Origin of the sequence: Asaia siamensis (assembly GCF_014635085.1) — a bacterium.
Lineage (GTDB): Bacteria > Pseudomonadota > Alphaproteobacteria > Acetobacterales > Acetobacteraceae > Asaia > Asaia siamensis.
The window spans coordinates 651,218-666,049 of sequence record NZ_BMCH01000001.1; the positions used below are offsets into that span (position 1 = coordinate 651,218).

Consider the following 14,832-nt stretch of genomic DNA (forward strand, 5'->3'; position numbering starts at 1 on the left):
CGTCTCTGAGTTCGTTCGAAGCGTCTGCCTGGCTAAAGCCAAGGGAACCCGCGTCAAAAACAGCTATTCAGGAAGGGTGTAACGCCATGTTGCTTGACCGGGCGAGGAACTATTTCTAGTTTTCATCCGATCATGTCCGACAGCATTCAAAACAACGCCCCGCTCCCTCCTGATGCTCCTGCGCTGCCAAAAGCCTGGCCGTTCGAGGAGGCGCGAAAAATCGCGGCCCATGTCGAGGCACGCGGTGGCGAGGCGCCTGCTCTGCTCGAGACCGGTTATGGCCCCTCTGGCCTGCCCCATATCGGGACGTTTGGCGAGGTTGCCCGCACTACGTGGGTGCGTCAGGCCTATGAGCAGCTTACAGGCCGCAAGACGCGTCTACTGGCGTTCTCTGACGACATGGATGCCCTGCGCAAGGTGCCGGGCAACGTGCCGAACCAGGAGATGCTGACGCAGCATCTCGGTCTGCCGCTCAGCCGCATCCCTGACCCGTTCGGCAAATTCGAGAGTTTTTCGGCGCATAACAACGCCATGCTGTGCGAATTCCTGGATCGCTTCGGCTTCGATTACGAATTTGCATCGGCGACCGATTATTACACCTCCGGCGTTTTCGATGCAGCTTTGCGCCGTATGCTCGAGGTGCATGATGAAGTCGTGGCGACCATCGCTCCGACACTCGGTGCCGAGCGCCGCGCCACCTATTCGCCCGTGCTTCCCATTCATCCCCGCACCGGTCAGGTCATGCAGGTGCCTGTCATCAAGGTTGACCCCGACGCCGCCACGGTGGCCTGGAAAGACCCGGAGACAGGGGAGACATTCGAGACCTCCGTTCTGGGCGGTCACGCCAAGATGCAGTGGAAGGCCGACTGGGCCATGCGCTGGTTCGCGCTGGGCGTCGATTACGAAATGTCGGGCAAGGACCTGATCGACAGCGTGAAGCTGTCGAGCAAGATCTGCCGTATTCTCGGCAAGGCACCGCCTGCCGGGCTGACCTACGAGCTGTTCCTTGATCAGAACGCGCAGAAGATCAGCAAGTCCAAGGGCAACGGGCTTTCGATTGATGAGTGGCTGCATTACGCACCGCCCGAGAGTCTGGCGCAGTACATGTTCAACCAGCCGACGCGCGCCAAGCGTCTGTTTTTTGACGTGATTCCGCGGGCTATGGACGAATATCTGGCCAATCTGGACAAGGCGGTCGAGACGCAGGACCCGCTGGTTCTGCAGGCAAACCCGGCCTGGTTCATTCATGGCGGTGAAATCGATAGCGGTCTGTCGAGCCCGGTCTCTTTCACGGCGTTGCTCAACCTGGCTTCGGTTGCCAATGCCGAAACCAGCGACACGCTCTGGAAATTCCTTCGTCGTTATGATCCCTCGCTTTCGCCCGAGACTCATCCTTATGTCGACCGTCTGGTCGGCCATGCGCTGGTCTATTTCAAGGAATTCGTTCGTCCGGCCAAGACGTTCCGTGCGCCGACCGATCTGGAGCGCGTGGCACTGCAGGATCTGGCAGACGCCTTGAAACAGGCCGATGCGAGCCTATCTCCGGTTGAAGTTCAGGACATCGTCTTTGAAATCGGCAAGAAGCATCAGATCCAGCCGCTGCGCGCGTGGTTCGGGTGCCTCTATGAAGTGCTTCTGGGTCAGACTGAAGGGCCGCGTTTCGGTATCTTCGCCTCACTTTTCGGTCTGCCGGAAACCGTGGCGCTGATCGAAGGGGCGCTTGCCCGCGACGCCCATGTCGAGGAAGCGGTTCAGTGAGAAAGAGAGACGATCGTCAGCCTTAATCGAGGGTTCATGACCGTTCAGGAACAGACAACATCCTGCTGTGAAGAAGGCGAGGCGAAGCAGGCCAGCCCATGGCGTCGGCTGGCCTGCCGCCTTCCGGCGCTGGTCGGCCTCGTTCTGCTTGTGGCGGCGATCTTTGTTATCCAGAAAGAGCTGAAATCGCTCTCGCTGTCAGAGATACGCTCTGCCTTCGCTGCCATTCCTGCCCAGGCACTTGCGGCGGGTGTTGGCTGCACGGTTCTGTCCTATTTCATTCTTTCCTTCTACGACTGGCTGGCCTGCTATCATATCGGGTCGAAGCAGTCTTTTCTCAGAACGGCTTTCGCGGCCTTCTGCTCCTATGTGCTGTCGCATAATCTCGGATGCTCGGCGATTTCAGGCGCAGCGGTCCGTTTCAGGCTCTATCGCAACTGGGGTGTTTCTCCGGGCGGTATTGCCCAGATCATCGCGTTCTGCTCGACCACCTATCTGCTTGGGGCAATGGCGCTGATCGGTGGGGTGCTGCTTTTCGAGCCATCCCATATTCCGCTTATCGATCATCTCCCCCATCTGTTGTTACAATGCGGTGGTGCCGCCGCCTGGATGGCCGTTCTGGCCTATCTTGTCGTCTCGGTGCGCTATCGCCAGATGCGGATCTGGCGCTACACGCTCGACGTGCCGGGCTTCCGTGTTGCTCTGGCGCAGGTTGTGGTGAGCTCGGCCGATATGGCAGCGACGGCGCTTATCGCCTTCGTGTTGCTGCCCCCTCAGGCGACCATCAGCTTTCCGGCGTTTCTCGCGATCTATATCGCATCCTACACGGCAGGTCTGGTGGCCAGTGTGCCGGGCGGTCTGGGGGTTTTCGATGGGGCGATGCTGCTGGCGCTTGGCCCCTATATGCCCACCCCCCAGATTCTGGGCGTCATACTGACTTTCCGGCTTTTCTATTACATCATTCCGCTGGTGCTGGCGGGCATCATGTTTGCCGTGCACGAACTGTTCCTGCGTGGCGATGCCGCTTGGGCCAAGCGCCGCGGTGCGATCCCGGGTGTGGCCCTGATGCGGCGCCCCAGTCAGGTCGTGCGTGAATCGGAAGCCGATTTTTCTGTGACGGTCGCGACCGGTGTGGTGGCGGGGACGGGTATTCTTCTTGTCTTTTACGCCGTTGCGGTGCCCGCTCCGCTTCTGGGCACGCCATTCGCGCATCTTCTGCTGCAGGCGGCAGAGTTTCTCCTGTGCCTCACAGGTGTCATGCTGGTGGGGGTTGCGGCAGGCCTGGCCCAGCGTGTCACAGCGGCATGGCGCGCGTCACTGATTCTGCTCGGTCTTGCCATTCCGCTGGTCATTCTGCGTCAGGGGCCGCTTGGTATATCGCTCAGCCTTGCGCTTGTGATGTTCCTGATTGCGCCTTTCCGTGCTTGCTATTATCGCAAGGCGCGGCTGTTTTCCGAGCCGCTGAGCCCGACCCTGATGGCGCCCGTCACACTATGGGTCGTCAGTCTCGCAAGCGTCGGCCTTTTCGCCCTGCGTCAGCATCTGGGTCATGCCTGGTGGCGCTCGCTCATCTATGATGCGCATACCTCTGTTGTGCGTTGGGCGCTGGGTATTTCTGCCATCCTAGGTATTGTCGCTGTCGTCCAGATGCTGCGACGCAGCCAGGTTCTGGTACGGCCCTGGGATCGGGAGAGCGAGACGCTCTATAAAAGCCTCGCGCATGCGCTCGAAGAATTGGGTCCTCGCCGTCCGAGTGGCCTGATACTTAATGACAACGGCCGTGCCGGGATTCCGTTTCTTAGGACCGGGCAGTTCATTATCGGTGTTGGCGATCCGGCCGGTGCAGAGAACGATTGCATTGCAGCGATCTGGCGATTGCGCGATCTCGCCATGGAAGAGGGGCGTCACCCTGTTTTTATCAAGGTCGGGCAGGCATTGATCGGCGTTTACCATGATATCGGCATGACGGTGTGCCCGAATGGCCCCGGTGAATCAGGCGTTCTTTGCTGCCTTGCGCAGGATCTGCAGGCGGTGAAAGCCGTGCTGGGCAGCGAGCACAAGCGTCTGAAGCGTCTTCTCAATGCCAAGGGGTTTCTGTCGGTCAAGGCACGTACAGACAGGGCCGGGTGATGCATCTGCCCCATGTGCTGACGCAGCCGGTCAATTTCAGTGATGTGACCGCCATCTGGCTCATGGCGTATTCGGCCCTTTTCTCTATCGTCAACCCGCTTGGGGCATCATTGATTTTTGCGCAGATGACCCTGGGGCGTCCAAAGCGCGATGTCGTTACGCTGGCGAGGCTGGTGGGTTTTTATTCCTTCATCATCCTCATGGTCTCGGTCTGGCTGGGCGGCTGGATTTTGAGTTTTTTCCGCATCAGTATCGATGCCCTGCGCGTCGCTGGCGGGCTGGTCGTGGCGTCACGCGCCTGGACTCTTCTGCTCGCTCCTGAAGAAAATGAGGCGCGCAAGGAGCGTCAGGTTTTCAATCATGACAATGCGGGTCAGGAGAGTGATCTCGGAGATCGCGCCTTCTTTCCGCTCGCCATGCCGTTTACTGTGGGGCCTGGCAGTATCGCGGTCGCGATTGCGCTGAGCTCCGGTCGTACGCTCGGTGCGTCGCCTGCGAGCTATATTCTGGCACTGTCTCTAGCAGTATGCGCCGTCGCTCTGACTGTTGTTCTGCTCTATACCTATGCGGAACGTATTGTGAGCTCTCTGGGGAGAACGGGCGCGCGTATCGTCAGCCGACTGGCCGCCCTCATTCTGCTTTGTATCGGTATACAGATCCTGTTCGCGGGGCTTGAGGGCTTCGTGATGTCGGCGCTGAAACACGCGCATCTGCTGACCTGACACACAGATCCCCGTGCGGGCCGGTCATTTTCAGGCGAGCGCCTTTTGTATCTCTTCCCTCAGGGCAGGGATCACCTCGCCCTGAAACCACGGTGCCCGTTTCTCCCATACACCCGTTCGCCAGGAGGGGTGGGGCAGGGGAAAATAACGGGGGAGATAGCGTCGAAAGTCTTTTACCCGTTCGCCTACAGACCCGCGACCAAGCGTGTAGTGCTGGCTATAGCTCCCTACCAGCAGGATCAACCTGAGCGACGTCAGGTGGGACAGCACCTCATCTCGCCAGGCTGGCGCGCATTCTGGCCGGGGCGGCTTGTCGCCCCCATTGGGCAGGCGACCGGGATAGCACAGCCCCATCGGCAGAATTGCCACCTTGCTGGTGTCATAGAAATCGTCTTCCGACAGGTTCATCCAGCTTCTCAGGCGCCTGCCCGAGGGATCGTAGAAGGATTTGCCGCTCTCATGAGCAATTGTGCCGGGCGCCTGGCTGGCGATCAGTATCCGCGCCTTTTTTGAGACATGAATCAGCGGCTTCGGCCCCAGGGGCAGTTCAGGCGCGCAGATCGTGCAGGCACGCACACGGGCGACGAGGGAGTCGAGCGTCTCGTTGTTGCTGCGAGCCAAGGCTGCCTGACCGTCTGTATTCATGAAGCCCGGAGCGGCGTATGAGCCAGGGCGCTCAAGGGATAGTCGGCGCAGGCCTCGTAGTGCGGTTCGTCATTCGTCTTGTGTGAGTGGAAGAGCGTTATGTGTTCGATCTCGACGCTTGAGCTGCGAAGCAGATTATGATTCTGGACCCAGCGAATGATGTCCGGGCCGGGATCCCCCTGAAATGTGCCGAGTGAGACATGAGGCTGGAAGCGCCTCTTCTCGGCGGCCAGACCGGCGCGCCTGAGGGCGGTTTCAACCTTTGCCTGCAGGGTTGTCAGGGCATCGGATGGCGCAAGGCCTGCCCAGAGGCGAGAGCGCCCTGCCTGGGTGAATACCCCGACGCCGTTCAGTTCCAGCGACACAGGGGCTGCTGTGATACCGGCCAGGGCATGATCGATTTCTTCCAGCAGCGGCCGCCCCCTGACCTCCCCCAGGAAGCGAAGGGTCAGGTGATAGCTCTCGGGGGGATACCAGACCACACCCGCTATCGACCGACGCAGGGAAGAGAGGAGGCGCTTTTGCTCGTTGGGTAGGTCGAGGGCTGCGAAAAGGCGCATGAAGCGATCCTGAGTGCGATGGGATAACGGCTGGGCCGCGTTGGCAGCCTTGTCGGTCTTTTCAAAACTATGGCGCGGCTCGCTGGCCTCGTTGTATAACCAGCATGATTAACGCGGTGAAACGTCCCGGTTTCAGTCGGGCGTCCTATGTATCTTAGAATGTCCGGGGCGCTGTTCGACTTGACCGTTGTATCTGAAGCGCCACATTTAGAAAAGAAAACGGCCATTCCGGCCAGATTTCAGGAAAGGGTGTCATGGCTTTCGTTCCCAATTCTCGTTCTAGCGGTTCTTCTCCCCAGGCGGGAACCGCCAGCTTCGATACGGTCGATGCCGGTCTGCGCGCCTACATGCTCAGCGTGTACAACTGGATGACGGCCGGTCTGGTCCTCACCGGCGTGGTCGCCTATGCCGTAGCCGAAACCTCGCTGAGCAACCTGTTCTATCATCAGGTCATCACGTCGGGCGGCATCATCACCCGCCCCACGGGTCTCGGTATGCTGACCATCTTCGCACCGCTGGTGTTCGTTCTGGTGATGTCGTTCGGCGTCAACCGACTGTCCCGCCAGGCGGCTCAGGGATTGTTCTGGGGCTTCTGCGCCGTGATGGGTGCGAGCCTGTCGAACATTCTGCTCGTCTACACGCATACATCGGTGGCAAGCACTTTCTTCATCACCTCGGCGACCTTCGCGGCGATGTCGCTCTGGGGCTATACGACCAAGCGGGACCTAAGCTCGCTCGGTTCGTTCTGCTTCATGGGGCTGATTGGCCTGATCATTGCCATGACGGTGAACATGTTCATGCACAGCGCAGCGATGTCGTTCCTCGTGAGCATCGTTGGCGTGGGTCTTTTCACGGTGCTGACTGCTTTCGATACGCAGCGCATCCGTTCGACCTACCAATACTATCTGAGCTATGTCGGGCCCGAGGAAATGGGCAAGCGCAGTGTTTATGATGCCCTGTCGCTTTATCTCAACTTTATCAACCTGTTCACCTTTTTGCTCCAGTTCATGGGTGTCCGTAGTAATAACAACGGATAACTAGCTGTCTCATACAGAGTTTTATTTGACGGGGTGCGTCTCAGACGCATCCCGTTTTTGTTTATCCAGACTATTTCAGTCTAATTAACTTGACTTTTCTATCTGAACCAAACCTAAAAAATCCGCAATGAATTGCGGCGAAAAAGCGTTTCTTGCCTTTAACTTATTGAAAACATTTCGTTTTCTATGTGTTCAAATTGTGAACGTGACTGTGAAAACTTGTTATGAGTGCTTGCTTTGCGCGCCAATCAGGCGGAAACAACACAACAGAGCTGGGCATTCACGCCCAGCGTGCAGGCAGGCGGGTTTTCTGACGAAGGCTCTGTCTGCTGAAGTTAAGGCGAGGCAACGATGGCGCGGATTGCAGTCGGGCGCCCACAAGGCACCGGCAAACGTAATGTTACATCTTCGGGCGGCAGGGGTCGCACGCTGGTGTCACGTTGCGGAGCGATACGCGCCCTCAACTGGAATAGGAGAGATGGATGACATCCCCTGAAGGTGTTGTCGCCATGTTCGACCAAGCCGAGGTCGGGTTGAGCGGCAGCGTAGCGCAGCCACAGAGCTTGACGGTCGGTTCAACGAGCGGGGCAGACAATGAACAATAGATTTTTGCCGAAGTTGCGGCGGCTTCTGCCGCTGGCGCCGGCACTCTTCCTCTCAGGCTGCACGCTCGATCTTCTCGATCCGCGTGGCCCGGTAGGAATCCAGAACCGTAACGTCATCCTGATCGAGCTGGGTGTGATGCTGTGCATCGTCATCCCCGTGATCGTGATGACGCTCTTTTTTGCCTGGAAATATCGTGAGTCCAACACCTCGGCCGAATATCTGCCGAACTGGGATCACTCCACGAAGATCGAGTTCTTCGTCTGGGGCGTTCCTGCTGTTGTGATCGTGATTCTAGGCGCTATCGCGATCTGGACGAGCTACACGCTCGATCCGTACCGTCCGCTTCACTCGGCTGAAGCTGCGGGTCGCAAGCCGCTGAACGTCGAAGTTGTCGCTCTCGACTGGAAATGGCTGTTTATCTACCCTGACCAGGGTGTCGCTACGGTTAACCAGCTTGCCGTGCCGGTAAACACGCCGATCAATTTCCGTATCACGTCTGACGCCGTCATGACCTCGTTCTTCATCCCGCGCCTGGGTACCCAGGTTTACGCGATGGCAGGCATGCAGACCCAGCTTCATCTCCTGGCCAGCGCGCCGGGCGATTATCTGGGTGAAGCAGCGCATTACACGGGTCGCGGCTTCTCGGACATGAAGTTCCGTACGCTTGCGATGACGGATGACGACTTCAACCAGTGGGTCGACAAGGTGAAGGGGGCGTCTGACTCGCTCGATTCAGCCAACTACCCGCAGGTTGCCGCTCCGCAGGAAGCAGCTCCGGTCAAGTATTTCGCGCATGTTCAGCCGAACCTCTTCGACACCATCGTGGCCAAGTACAATAACGGTACGGTCATCGACAAGTCGACGGGTCAGGTCATGCACATGCAGTCCGCCATGTCCGACATGCAGATGAAGGAATAGGGACACATGCTAGGTAAGTTAACCCTCTCTGCGATACCGTTGGATGTGCCGATCCTTGTCGGCACGTTTACTGGCGTCGTTATCGTCGCGCTTGCCGTCCTCGGCGCGATTACCTATTTCGGCAAATGGGGCTATCTCTGGCGCGAATGGCTGACCTCGGTCGACCACAAGCGTCTGGGCATCATGTATATCGTGCTCGCCCTGGTCATGCTGTTCCGCGGCTTTGCCGACGCAGTCATGATGCGCAGCCAGCTCTTCCTTGCCTATAACGGCAACCCGGGCTATCTGCCGCCGCACCATTACGACCAGATCTTCTCCGCCCATGGCACGATCATGATCTTCTTCATGGCCATGGCGTTCATGACGGGTCTGCTTAATGTCATCGTGCCGCTGCAGATCGGCGCACGCGACGTTGCCTTCCCGTTCCTGAACTCGCTGAGCTTCTGGATGACCACGATCAGCGCCGTTCTGATCAACGTCTCCCTGTTCATCGGTGAGTTCGCACAGTGCGGCTGGTTGGTTTATCCCCCTCTGTCCGAGCAGCAGTTCAGCCCCGGTGTCGGCGTTGACTACTATATCTGGGCGGTCCAGCTTGCCGGTGTCGGTACGCTGCTGACGGGTGTGAACTTCTTCGTCACCATCGTGAAGATGCGTGCTCCTGGCATGGGCTGGATGCAGCTCCCCGTTTTCACCTGGACAGCACTCGTCACGGTCGTTCTGATCATGGCAGTCTTCCCGGTTCTGACGGTTACCCTGGCCGAGCTCGCTCTCGACCGTTATCTGGGCATGCACTTCTTCACCAATGATGGCGGCGGCAGCGTTCAGCTGTATCTCTCGCTCATCTGGACGTGGGGTCACCCGGAAGTTTACATTCTGGTTCTGCCGGCATTCGGCGTGTTCTCGGAAGTTACCCAGACATTCTCGCGCAAGCCGCTCTTTGGCTATCGCGTGATGGTCTACGCTACCCTTGCGATTGGCGTTCTGTCGTTCATCGTCTGGGCTCACCACTTCTTCACCATGGGCGCAGGCCCGAACGTCAACGCCTTCTTCGGTGTTGCCACGATGATCATCGCCGTCCCGACGGGCGTGAAGATCTTCAACTGGCTCTTCACCATGTATAAGGGCCGTATCCAGTTCAATGGTATCATGTACTGGGTCATCGGCTTCATGGTCGTGTTCTCCATCGGCGGCATGACAGGCGTCATGATGGCGATGCCGGCAGCCGACTTCGTGCTGCATAACTCGCTGTTCCTCGTGGCCCATTTCCATAACGTCATCATCGGCGGTGTGTATTTCGGTTACGTCGCAGGTCTGAGCTTCTGGTGGCCGAAGGTTCTCGGCTTCAAGATGAACGAAGCCTGGGGCAAGCGCGCCTTCTGGTGCTGGTTCGTCGGTTTCTTCGTTGCATTCGTTCCGCTCTATATTGCCGGTTTCGAAGGCATGACCCGCCGTATGAACCACTACGACAATGCTGACTGGCATGTTCAGATGCAGATTGCAGGCGTTGGCGCAGCAATCATCGCACTGGGTGTCGTCTGCCAGCTGATGCAGATCTATGTGTCGATCCGTGACTGCAACCTGCCGGAAAACCGTGATTTCACGGGTGATCCGTGGAATGCACGCACGCTCGAATGGTCGATGTCTTCGCCTCCGCCATCCTATAACTTCGCCGTCCTTCCTGACATTCACGGTATCGATACGTTCCATACCGAGAAGCAGCTTGGCCGCCGCAGCTATGAAGGCAAGACGCTGACCCCGATCCATATGCCGAAGAACACGGCTGCAGGCTTCTTTGTTGGTGCTTTCAGCTTTGTGCTCGGTTTCGCAGCGATCTGGTATATCTGGTGGCTCGCAGCGATCGCCCTTGTTGGCGTCTTCGCGACGGTCATCCTGCGCAGCTACAACAATGATGTGGACTACTATGTCCCGGTCAGCGAAATCGAACGCGACCAGGCCAAATATGTCCGCTCGCTGACAGCACAGGCGGCAGAATAACAATGGCAAATATCTCAGCAACGCCGCACGGCACAGCACACGGCATTGACGATCACGAACACCACCACACGAATAATGTGTTTGGTTTCTGGATCTATCTGATGACGGACTGCCTCCTTTTCGGAACGCTGTTCGCCACCTTTGCCGTCATGCGCACCCAGTTTGCTGGTGGCCCGACGGGCAAGGAGCTTTTTGATCTGAACGGGGTAGGGCTGGAAACGGCCCTCCTTCTGCTCAGCTCGATCACCTTCGGCTTCGGCATGCTTTCGGCTTATGCCCGCAAGCAGGGCGCCATGCTTCTTTGGCTGGCAGTCACCTTCCTGCTCGGCCTCGGGTTCCTTGTTCTTGAACTCAAAGAATTCGCCCATCTGATTCATGAAGGCGCTGGTCCGGATCGCTCCGCGTTCCTGTCTGCGTTTTTCACGCTGGTGGCGACACATGGTCTTCACGTGACTTGTGGTCTGGTCTGGATCGCCGTTATCATGGCCCAGAGCTTCAGCTCGCAGGTTTTCAGCACACGCTATATGGACAAGCTCCAGTGCCTGAGCCTCTTCTGGCACTTCCTGGACATCGTCTGGATCTGCGTGTTCACCTTCGTTTATCTGTTGAGTGTGATCTGATGAGCCAAGCGTCGACCCATCAACACGAAGGCGAGTCTCACGGCAGCTTCGCCTCGTACATCATCGGCTTCGTGATCGCGGCCATCCTGACGGTTGCGGCTTTCGCAATCGTCGAGATGCACCTCATGACGCCCGGCATGACCTTCGGGGTTATTGCCGGTCTGGCAGTGGTTCAGATCTTCGTGCATCTGATCTACTTCCTGCACATGAACGCCAGCTCGAGCCAGTCCTGGAACAACACGGCATTTGCCTTTGCCGTCATCTGCGTTCTGATCATCGTCGGTGGAACGATCTTCATCATCCACGACGTCAGCATGAACATGATGTCGCGCTGATATCTCCGGTCTTCAGGCTTCGCCCCCAGAAGGGGCGAGGTCTGGAATTCGGTCAGTGCCGGCAACAAAAAAGCCCGGAGGGATATCCCTCTGGGCTTTTTTTATGACTTGCATCAGAGCGGGGCATTGGTTGATGCCCCGCCGACCCAATCGGGCCGGCTGTCTGTCTGATCAGTCCTTGTGCGGTTCCGGCGAAAGCATGGCGTCCTTGCCCGGCTTGTCTTTCCACTCATCGGCATCGGGCATTGAATCGATCTTGCGCGTGATGTTCGGCCAGACGGCGGCGTATTTGCTGTTCACTTCGAGCCAGGGTGTGGCGCGGTCGTCGCTATCGGGGAAGATCGCTTCCGCCGGGCATTCCGGTTCGCAGACGCCGCAATCGATGCATTCGTCGGGGTTGATTACAAGGAAGTTCTCGCCAGCATAGAAGCAATCGACCGGACAGACCTCGACGCAATCCGTGTATTTGCAGCGTATGCAGTTTTCGGTGACCACATAGGCCATTGGTGTCTCCGATCGTAAGCTGGGGCCTGACGGCCCGAGAGGATCCCAGGAGGCGCAAGTGACCCCGTCAGGGATTTTCCAAAAAGGGATGCCGCAGATAGGCGGAAGTTTCCCGTTCTGGCAAGCATATGTTTACAGGGCTGCCGCTAAAGTTCAGCTCTCGCCCTGATTTTCGGTGATGACCTCGTAAAGCAGCGCGGCTTCGGTAGCCGAGCCGCGACGCGAGGCGAGCGCGGTGACGCGCCAGATACGCACCTCGTCCCGCTGGCGGCCAGGCAGGCCCAGCACATCGCCTGTCCGGATCTTGCTATGCGGTTTTCGGGTGACCTGTCGATTGATGCGCACCGCCCCTTTTTCGATCAGGGCGGCGCAATCCTGTCTGTGACGGCAGACGCGCGCATGCCAGAGCCACAGATCCAGACGTTCATAATCCCGCTCTGACATCAGGTTTGTCCCGATCGGAGCGTGAGGGCTGCAAGCGCCGCGAAAGGACTGTCCTTTACAAATCCCTGCGGCTTCGACGGTTCTTTGCCTTTTTTCCTTCGTGCTTCCTGTCGTCTCGCCGCACCCAGAAGCATGGGCGGGGCGACCGGTCCGAATTGATTGGCTGGAAGAGGAGCCGCCTGTCGCAAGCGTATGCCAAGCGCGAGCAGAATATCCCCGATCTGTTTTTTGCCCAGTCCATGACGCGAGGCAAAATCGTCAGGCAGGGGGCGAGGGCCAGAGCGCGTCAGGCGATGCAGATCGCCGAGCAGTCTTTCAACCCGGTCGAGGCGAAGCCACAGGGCACCGGCATTGACCCAGCCCAGAGGCGCCAGAACCGCGTTATAAGGCGCCTGAAGCGTTATCTGGCTTGCGTTGACGTCAGGGCGCGCTGTTCGATGCCATAGGCTGAGCAATAAAGAGCGTAAGGCCATCGGTACCGGCTTGAGCAACGAGGGCATGAACACCCCGAACGGGCAGAAATTGATGCCAAGACGGCGGAGATGACCAATCATCTGCTGGCCGTGACTGCCGGGCTCTGCTGGCAGGAGGGGTGCCACGCCTCCATACTCCATCAGGCGATGAGTAAGGCCGCGTAGAGCCGGAGAGGGGTGAGGCGTTGCGGCTAGGGTATAGAGTGGCGCCAGCGTTTCTCTCAACATGGCACGAACGAAGCCGTGAAGCCGTTCCTGAACCAGATCGCGCTGCCTGGTGTCTGAAAATTCGCCGCCAAGAATCTGGATGCTAGGATCGAGCAGCGTCGTACCCCGTGCCAGACGCGCAATAATGACCCCTTGCCAGGAGAGCATGCCATTGTGGCTATCGAGCGCGAAATCGCTGTCGGGCGAGGCAACAAGGGCCTGAACCCGTCGGGGGATCTCGTGCAGCAAGGCCCTGCGCCCGGCGCGCAACATGAGTTTCTTTTCGGGCAGGGCCTCTTCCCGATCGGGCTTGAGGGTGAAGCCCTCTATCGTCCCGACGGCATGGCCTTCGACAATAACCTGCCCATCCTTGGTGACGGCTGAAAGCAGGTCCCTTGCGCCATCACTGTCGAGGCGGCGAAGCAGAGAGGTCGCCCGACGATCAACGAAGCGCGCTGTCAGGCGCTCGTGGAGGGCATCGGAGAGAAGGTCTTCAACCTCGCGTGTGCGCTCCTGCCAGTGCTGGGCGCGGTCGCTCCATTCGGTTCGTGCCGCGACATACGCACAGACACGAATGCCCGTCAGCCGGTGCATCAGCGTGTCGATATCGCCCTCCAGACGGGAGAAGCCAGCGATATGCGCCTCGAACCATTGGGCTGGAATGCCACCTTCGTTCAGGAGATGCACGAATAGCCGATGGCAAAGCCTGACATGGGAGTCGTCGCCCAGTTTGCGGAAATCGGGGATCTGGCAGACTTCCCACAGAAGGGACGTCGCCTTTTTGCCGCGTGCGGCGTCGCGTATATCGCGCTCACCGGACAGGCTTTCGAGGGTGAGCACATCCGATGCAGGCCGACCGGCAACCAGACCGCGGCGTGGCGGGGCAGCGTTCAGGCTGGCCAGCAGGGCATCCGGCGAGGCCAGATCGAGAGCCGCATTGCGCCAGCTTATCCGCTCGATCGGGTCAAAGCGATGCGCCTCGATGGCATCCACCAGCGCTTCGGACATCGTGCGCGCCTCGGCCGTGGTGCCAAACGTGCCGTCCTTCATGCCGCGACCGGCACGCCCTGCGATCTGGGCACATTCCTGCGCGGTCAGCGGACGCAGAGAGGCACCGTCAAACTTGGTCAGAGAGGCCAGGGCAACATGATTGACGTCCATGTTGAGACCCATGCCGATGGCATCGGTCGCTACCAGATAATCGACATCCTTGTTCTGGTAGAGTTCAACCTGAGCATTACGCGTGCGGGGCGAGAGCTGCCCCATGATGATGGCGCAGCCTCCACGCCGCCTGCGAATGATCTCGGCTATCGCGTAGACCTCTGCCGCCGAGAACGCGACGATGGCCGAACGCGCAGGCAGGCGTGAAAGCTTGGTATGGCCGGTATGAACGAGGCTCGACAAACGCGGCCTGGTGTCGATCTCGATGCCGGGGACGAGACGTTGCAGCAGCGGGCGGATGGTCTCGGCGCCAAGAAACAGGGTCTCGACATTGCCACGTGCATTGAGAAGCCGGTCGGTAAAGACATGCCCCCGGTCCGGATCGCTACTCAGCTGGATTTCATCGACCGCTACGAACTCTACCTTGCGGGTGAGCGGCATCGCCTCGGTGGTGCAGGAGAACCATCTGGCATCCGGCGGGACGATTTTTTCCTCACCTGTGATCAGGGCAACATGGCGCGCGCCCTTGAGCCGCACCATGCGCTCGTAGTTCTCACGCGCGAGCAGACGGAGCGGAAAGCCGATAACGCCCGATTCATGGGCCAGAAGGCGTTCCAGCGCATAATGGGTCTTGCCGGTATTGGTAGGTCCGAGCACGGCGCGAACCCTGCGAGGCATGACATGGTGCTGGGTCTTCATGCTGCGATGCTTGTGCAT

Annotated in this window: 14 protein-coding genes; 8 read left to right on the forward strand and 6 right to left on the reverse strand. The window is 58.8% G+C overall.

All coding sequences use genetic code 11. The annotated features are described in order from the left end of the window. The first annotated feature begins 132 nt into the window (after window positions 1-132). Genes IEV53_RS02760 through IEV53_RS02770 form a run of 3 tightly spaced genes read left to right on the forward strand, consistent with a single transcriptional unit; the run spans window position 133 to window position 4,610 of the window. Entirely contained in the window at window positions 133-1,758 is a 1,626-nt protein-coding gene (locus IEV53_RS02760) for a lysine--tRNA ligase (protein ID WP_188425222.1), read from the forward strand. A 36-nt stretch (window positions 1,759-1,794) separates the two neighbouring features. Continuing rightward, window positions 1,795-3,888 carry a lysylphosphatidylglycerol synthase domain-containing protein gene (locus tag IEV53_RS02765; RefSeq protein ID WP_188425223.1) on the forward strand — a complete coding sequence of 698 codons (2,094 nt, stop codon included), beginning with the start codon at window positions 1,795-1,797 and terminating at the stop codon, window positions 3,886-3,888. Continuing rightward, window positions 3,888-4,610, forward strand: a complete 723-nt coding sequence (locus IEV53_RS02770; RefSeq protein ID WP_188425224.1) for a MarC family protein — start codon at window positions 3,888-3,890, stop codon at window positions 4,608-4,610. Before IEV53_RS02765 ends, IEV53_RS02770 begins: the two co-directional genes overlap by 1 nt. Before the next feature lie 30 nt (window positions 4,611-4,640). Here IEV53_RS02770 and IEV53_RS02775 read toward each other — a convergent pair whose 3' ends face one another. Both IEV53_RS02775 and thpR read right to left on the reverse strand, forming a co-directional pair. Continuing rightward, window positions 4,641-5,255 (reverse strand): uracil-DNA glycosylase family protein, encoded by a 615-nt coding sequence (locus IEV53_RS02775; RefSeq protein WP_188425225.1) that lies wholly within the window; start codon window positions 5,253-5,255, stop codon window positions 4,641-4,643. Beyond that, window positions 5,252-5,815, reverse strand: a complete 564-nt coding sequence (thpR, locus tag IEV53_RS02780; protein WP_188425226.1) for an RNA 2',3'-cyclic phosphodiesterase — start codon at window positions 5,813-5,815, stop codon at window positions 5,252-5,254. Before thpR ends, IEV53_RS02775 begins: the two co-directional genes overlap by 4 nt. Before the next feature lie 254 nt (window positions 5,816-6,069). On the opposite strand from thpR, the gene IEV53_RS02785 reads away from it, so the two are divergent. Further along, window positions 6,070-6,852 carry a Bax inhibitor-1/YccA family protein gene (locus tag IEV53_RS02785; RefSeq protein ID WP_188425227.1) on the forward strand — a complete coding sequence of 261 codons (783 nt, stop codon included), beginning with the start codon at window positions 6,070-6,072 and terminating at the stop codon, window positions 6,850-6,852. A gap of 460 nt (window positions 6,853-7,312) precedes the next feature. Here IEV53_RS02785 and IEV53_RS14875 read toward each other — a convergent pair whose 3' ends face one another. Beyond that, window positions 7,313-7,447 carry a hypothetical protein gene (locus tag IEV53_RS14875; RefSeq protein WP_264784256.1) on the reverse strand — a complete coding sequence of 45 codons (135 nt, stop codon included), beginning with the start codon at window positions 7,445-7,447 and terminating at the stop codon, window positions 7,313-7,315. Between IEV53_RS14875 and cyoA the strand changes: the two genes are divergently transcribed. From cyoA to cyoD, 4 genes are read left to right on the forward strand one after another with little or no spacing between them, the layout of a single operon-like run. Further along, window positions 7,447-8,376 (forward strand): ubiquinol oxidase subunit II, encoded by a 930-nt coding sequence (gene cyoA / locus IEV53_RS02790; RefSeq protein ID WP_188425228.1) that lies wholly within the window; start codon window positions 7,447-7,449, stop codon window positions 8,374-8,376. The genes IEV53_RS14875 and cyoA overlap by 1 nt on opposite strands. Before the next feature lie 6 nt (window positions 8,377-8,382). Beyond that, window positions 8,383-10,371: a cytochrome o ubiquinol oxidase subunit I gene (gene cyoB / locus IEV53_RS02795; protein ID WP_188425229.1), complete on the forward strand. Its 1,989-nt coding sequence runs from the start codon at window positions 8,383-8,385 to the stop codon at window positions 10,369-10,371. Window positions 10,372-10,373: 2 nt separating this feature from the next. Then, complete coding sequence (gene cyoC, locus IEV53_RS02800) at window positions 10,374-10,991, forward strand: cytochrome o ubiquinol oxidase subunit III (RefSeq protein ID WP_188425230.1); 618 nt, start codon at window positions 10,374-10,376, stop codon at window positions 10,989-10,991. Continuing rightward, window positions 10,991-11,326: a cytochrome o ubiquinol oxidase subunit IV gene (cyoD, locus tag IEV53_RS02805; RefSeq protein ID WP_188425231.1), complete on the forward strand. Its 336-nt coding sequence runs from the start codon at window positions 10,991-10,993 to the stop codon at window positions 11,324-11,326. The genes cyoC and cyoD overlap by 1 nt, the downstream gene beginning before the upstream one ends. 171 nt (window positions 11,327-11,497) lie before the next feature. Here cyoD and fdxA read toward each other — a convergent pair whose 3' ends face one another. The 3 genes from fdxA to IEV53_RS02820 all read right to left on the reverse strand — a co-directional run bounded on the left by fdxA (window position 11,498) and on the right by IEV53_RS02820 (window position 14,832). Further along, window positions 11,498-11,830, reverse strand: a complete 333-nt coding sequence (gene fdxA, locus IEV53_RS02810) for a ferredoxin FdxA (RefSeq protein WP_025841814.1) — start codon at window positions 11,828-11,830, stop codon at window positions 11,498-11,500. Window positions 11,831-11,983: 153 nt separating this feature from the next. Further along, on the reverse strand, window positions 11,984-12,274 hold the full coding sequence (locus IEV53_RS02815; protein WP_188425232.1) for an RNA-binding S4 domain-containing protein: 291 nt from the start codon (window positions 12,272-12,274) through the stop codon (window positions 11,984-11,986). Then, complete coding sequence (locus IEV53_RS02820; protein WP_371869822.1) at window positions 12,274-14,832, reverse strand: helicase-related protein; 2,559 nt, start codon at window positions 14,830-14,832, stop codon at window positions 12,274-12,276. Before IEV53_RS02820 ends, IEV53_RS02815 begins: the two co-directional genes overlap by 1 nt.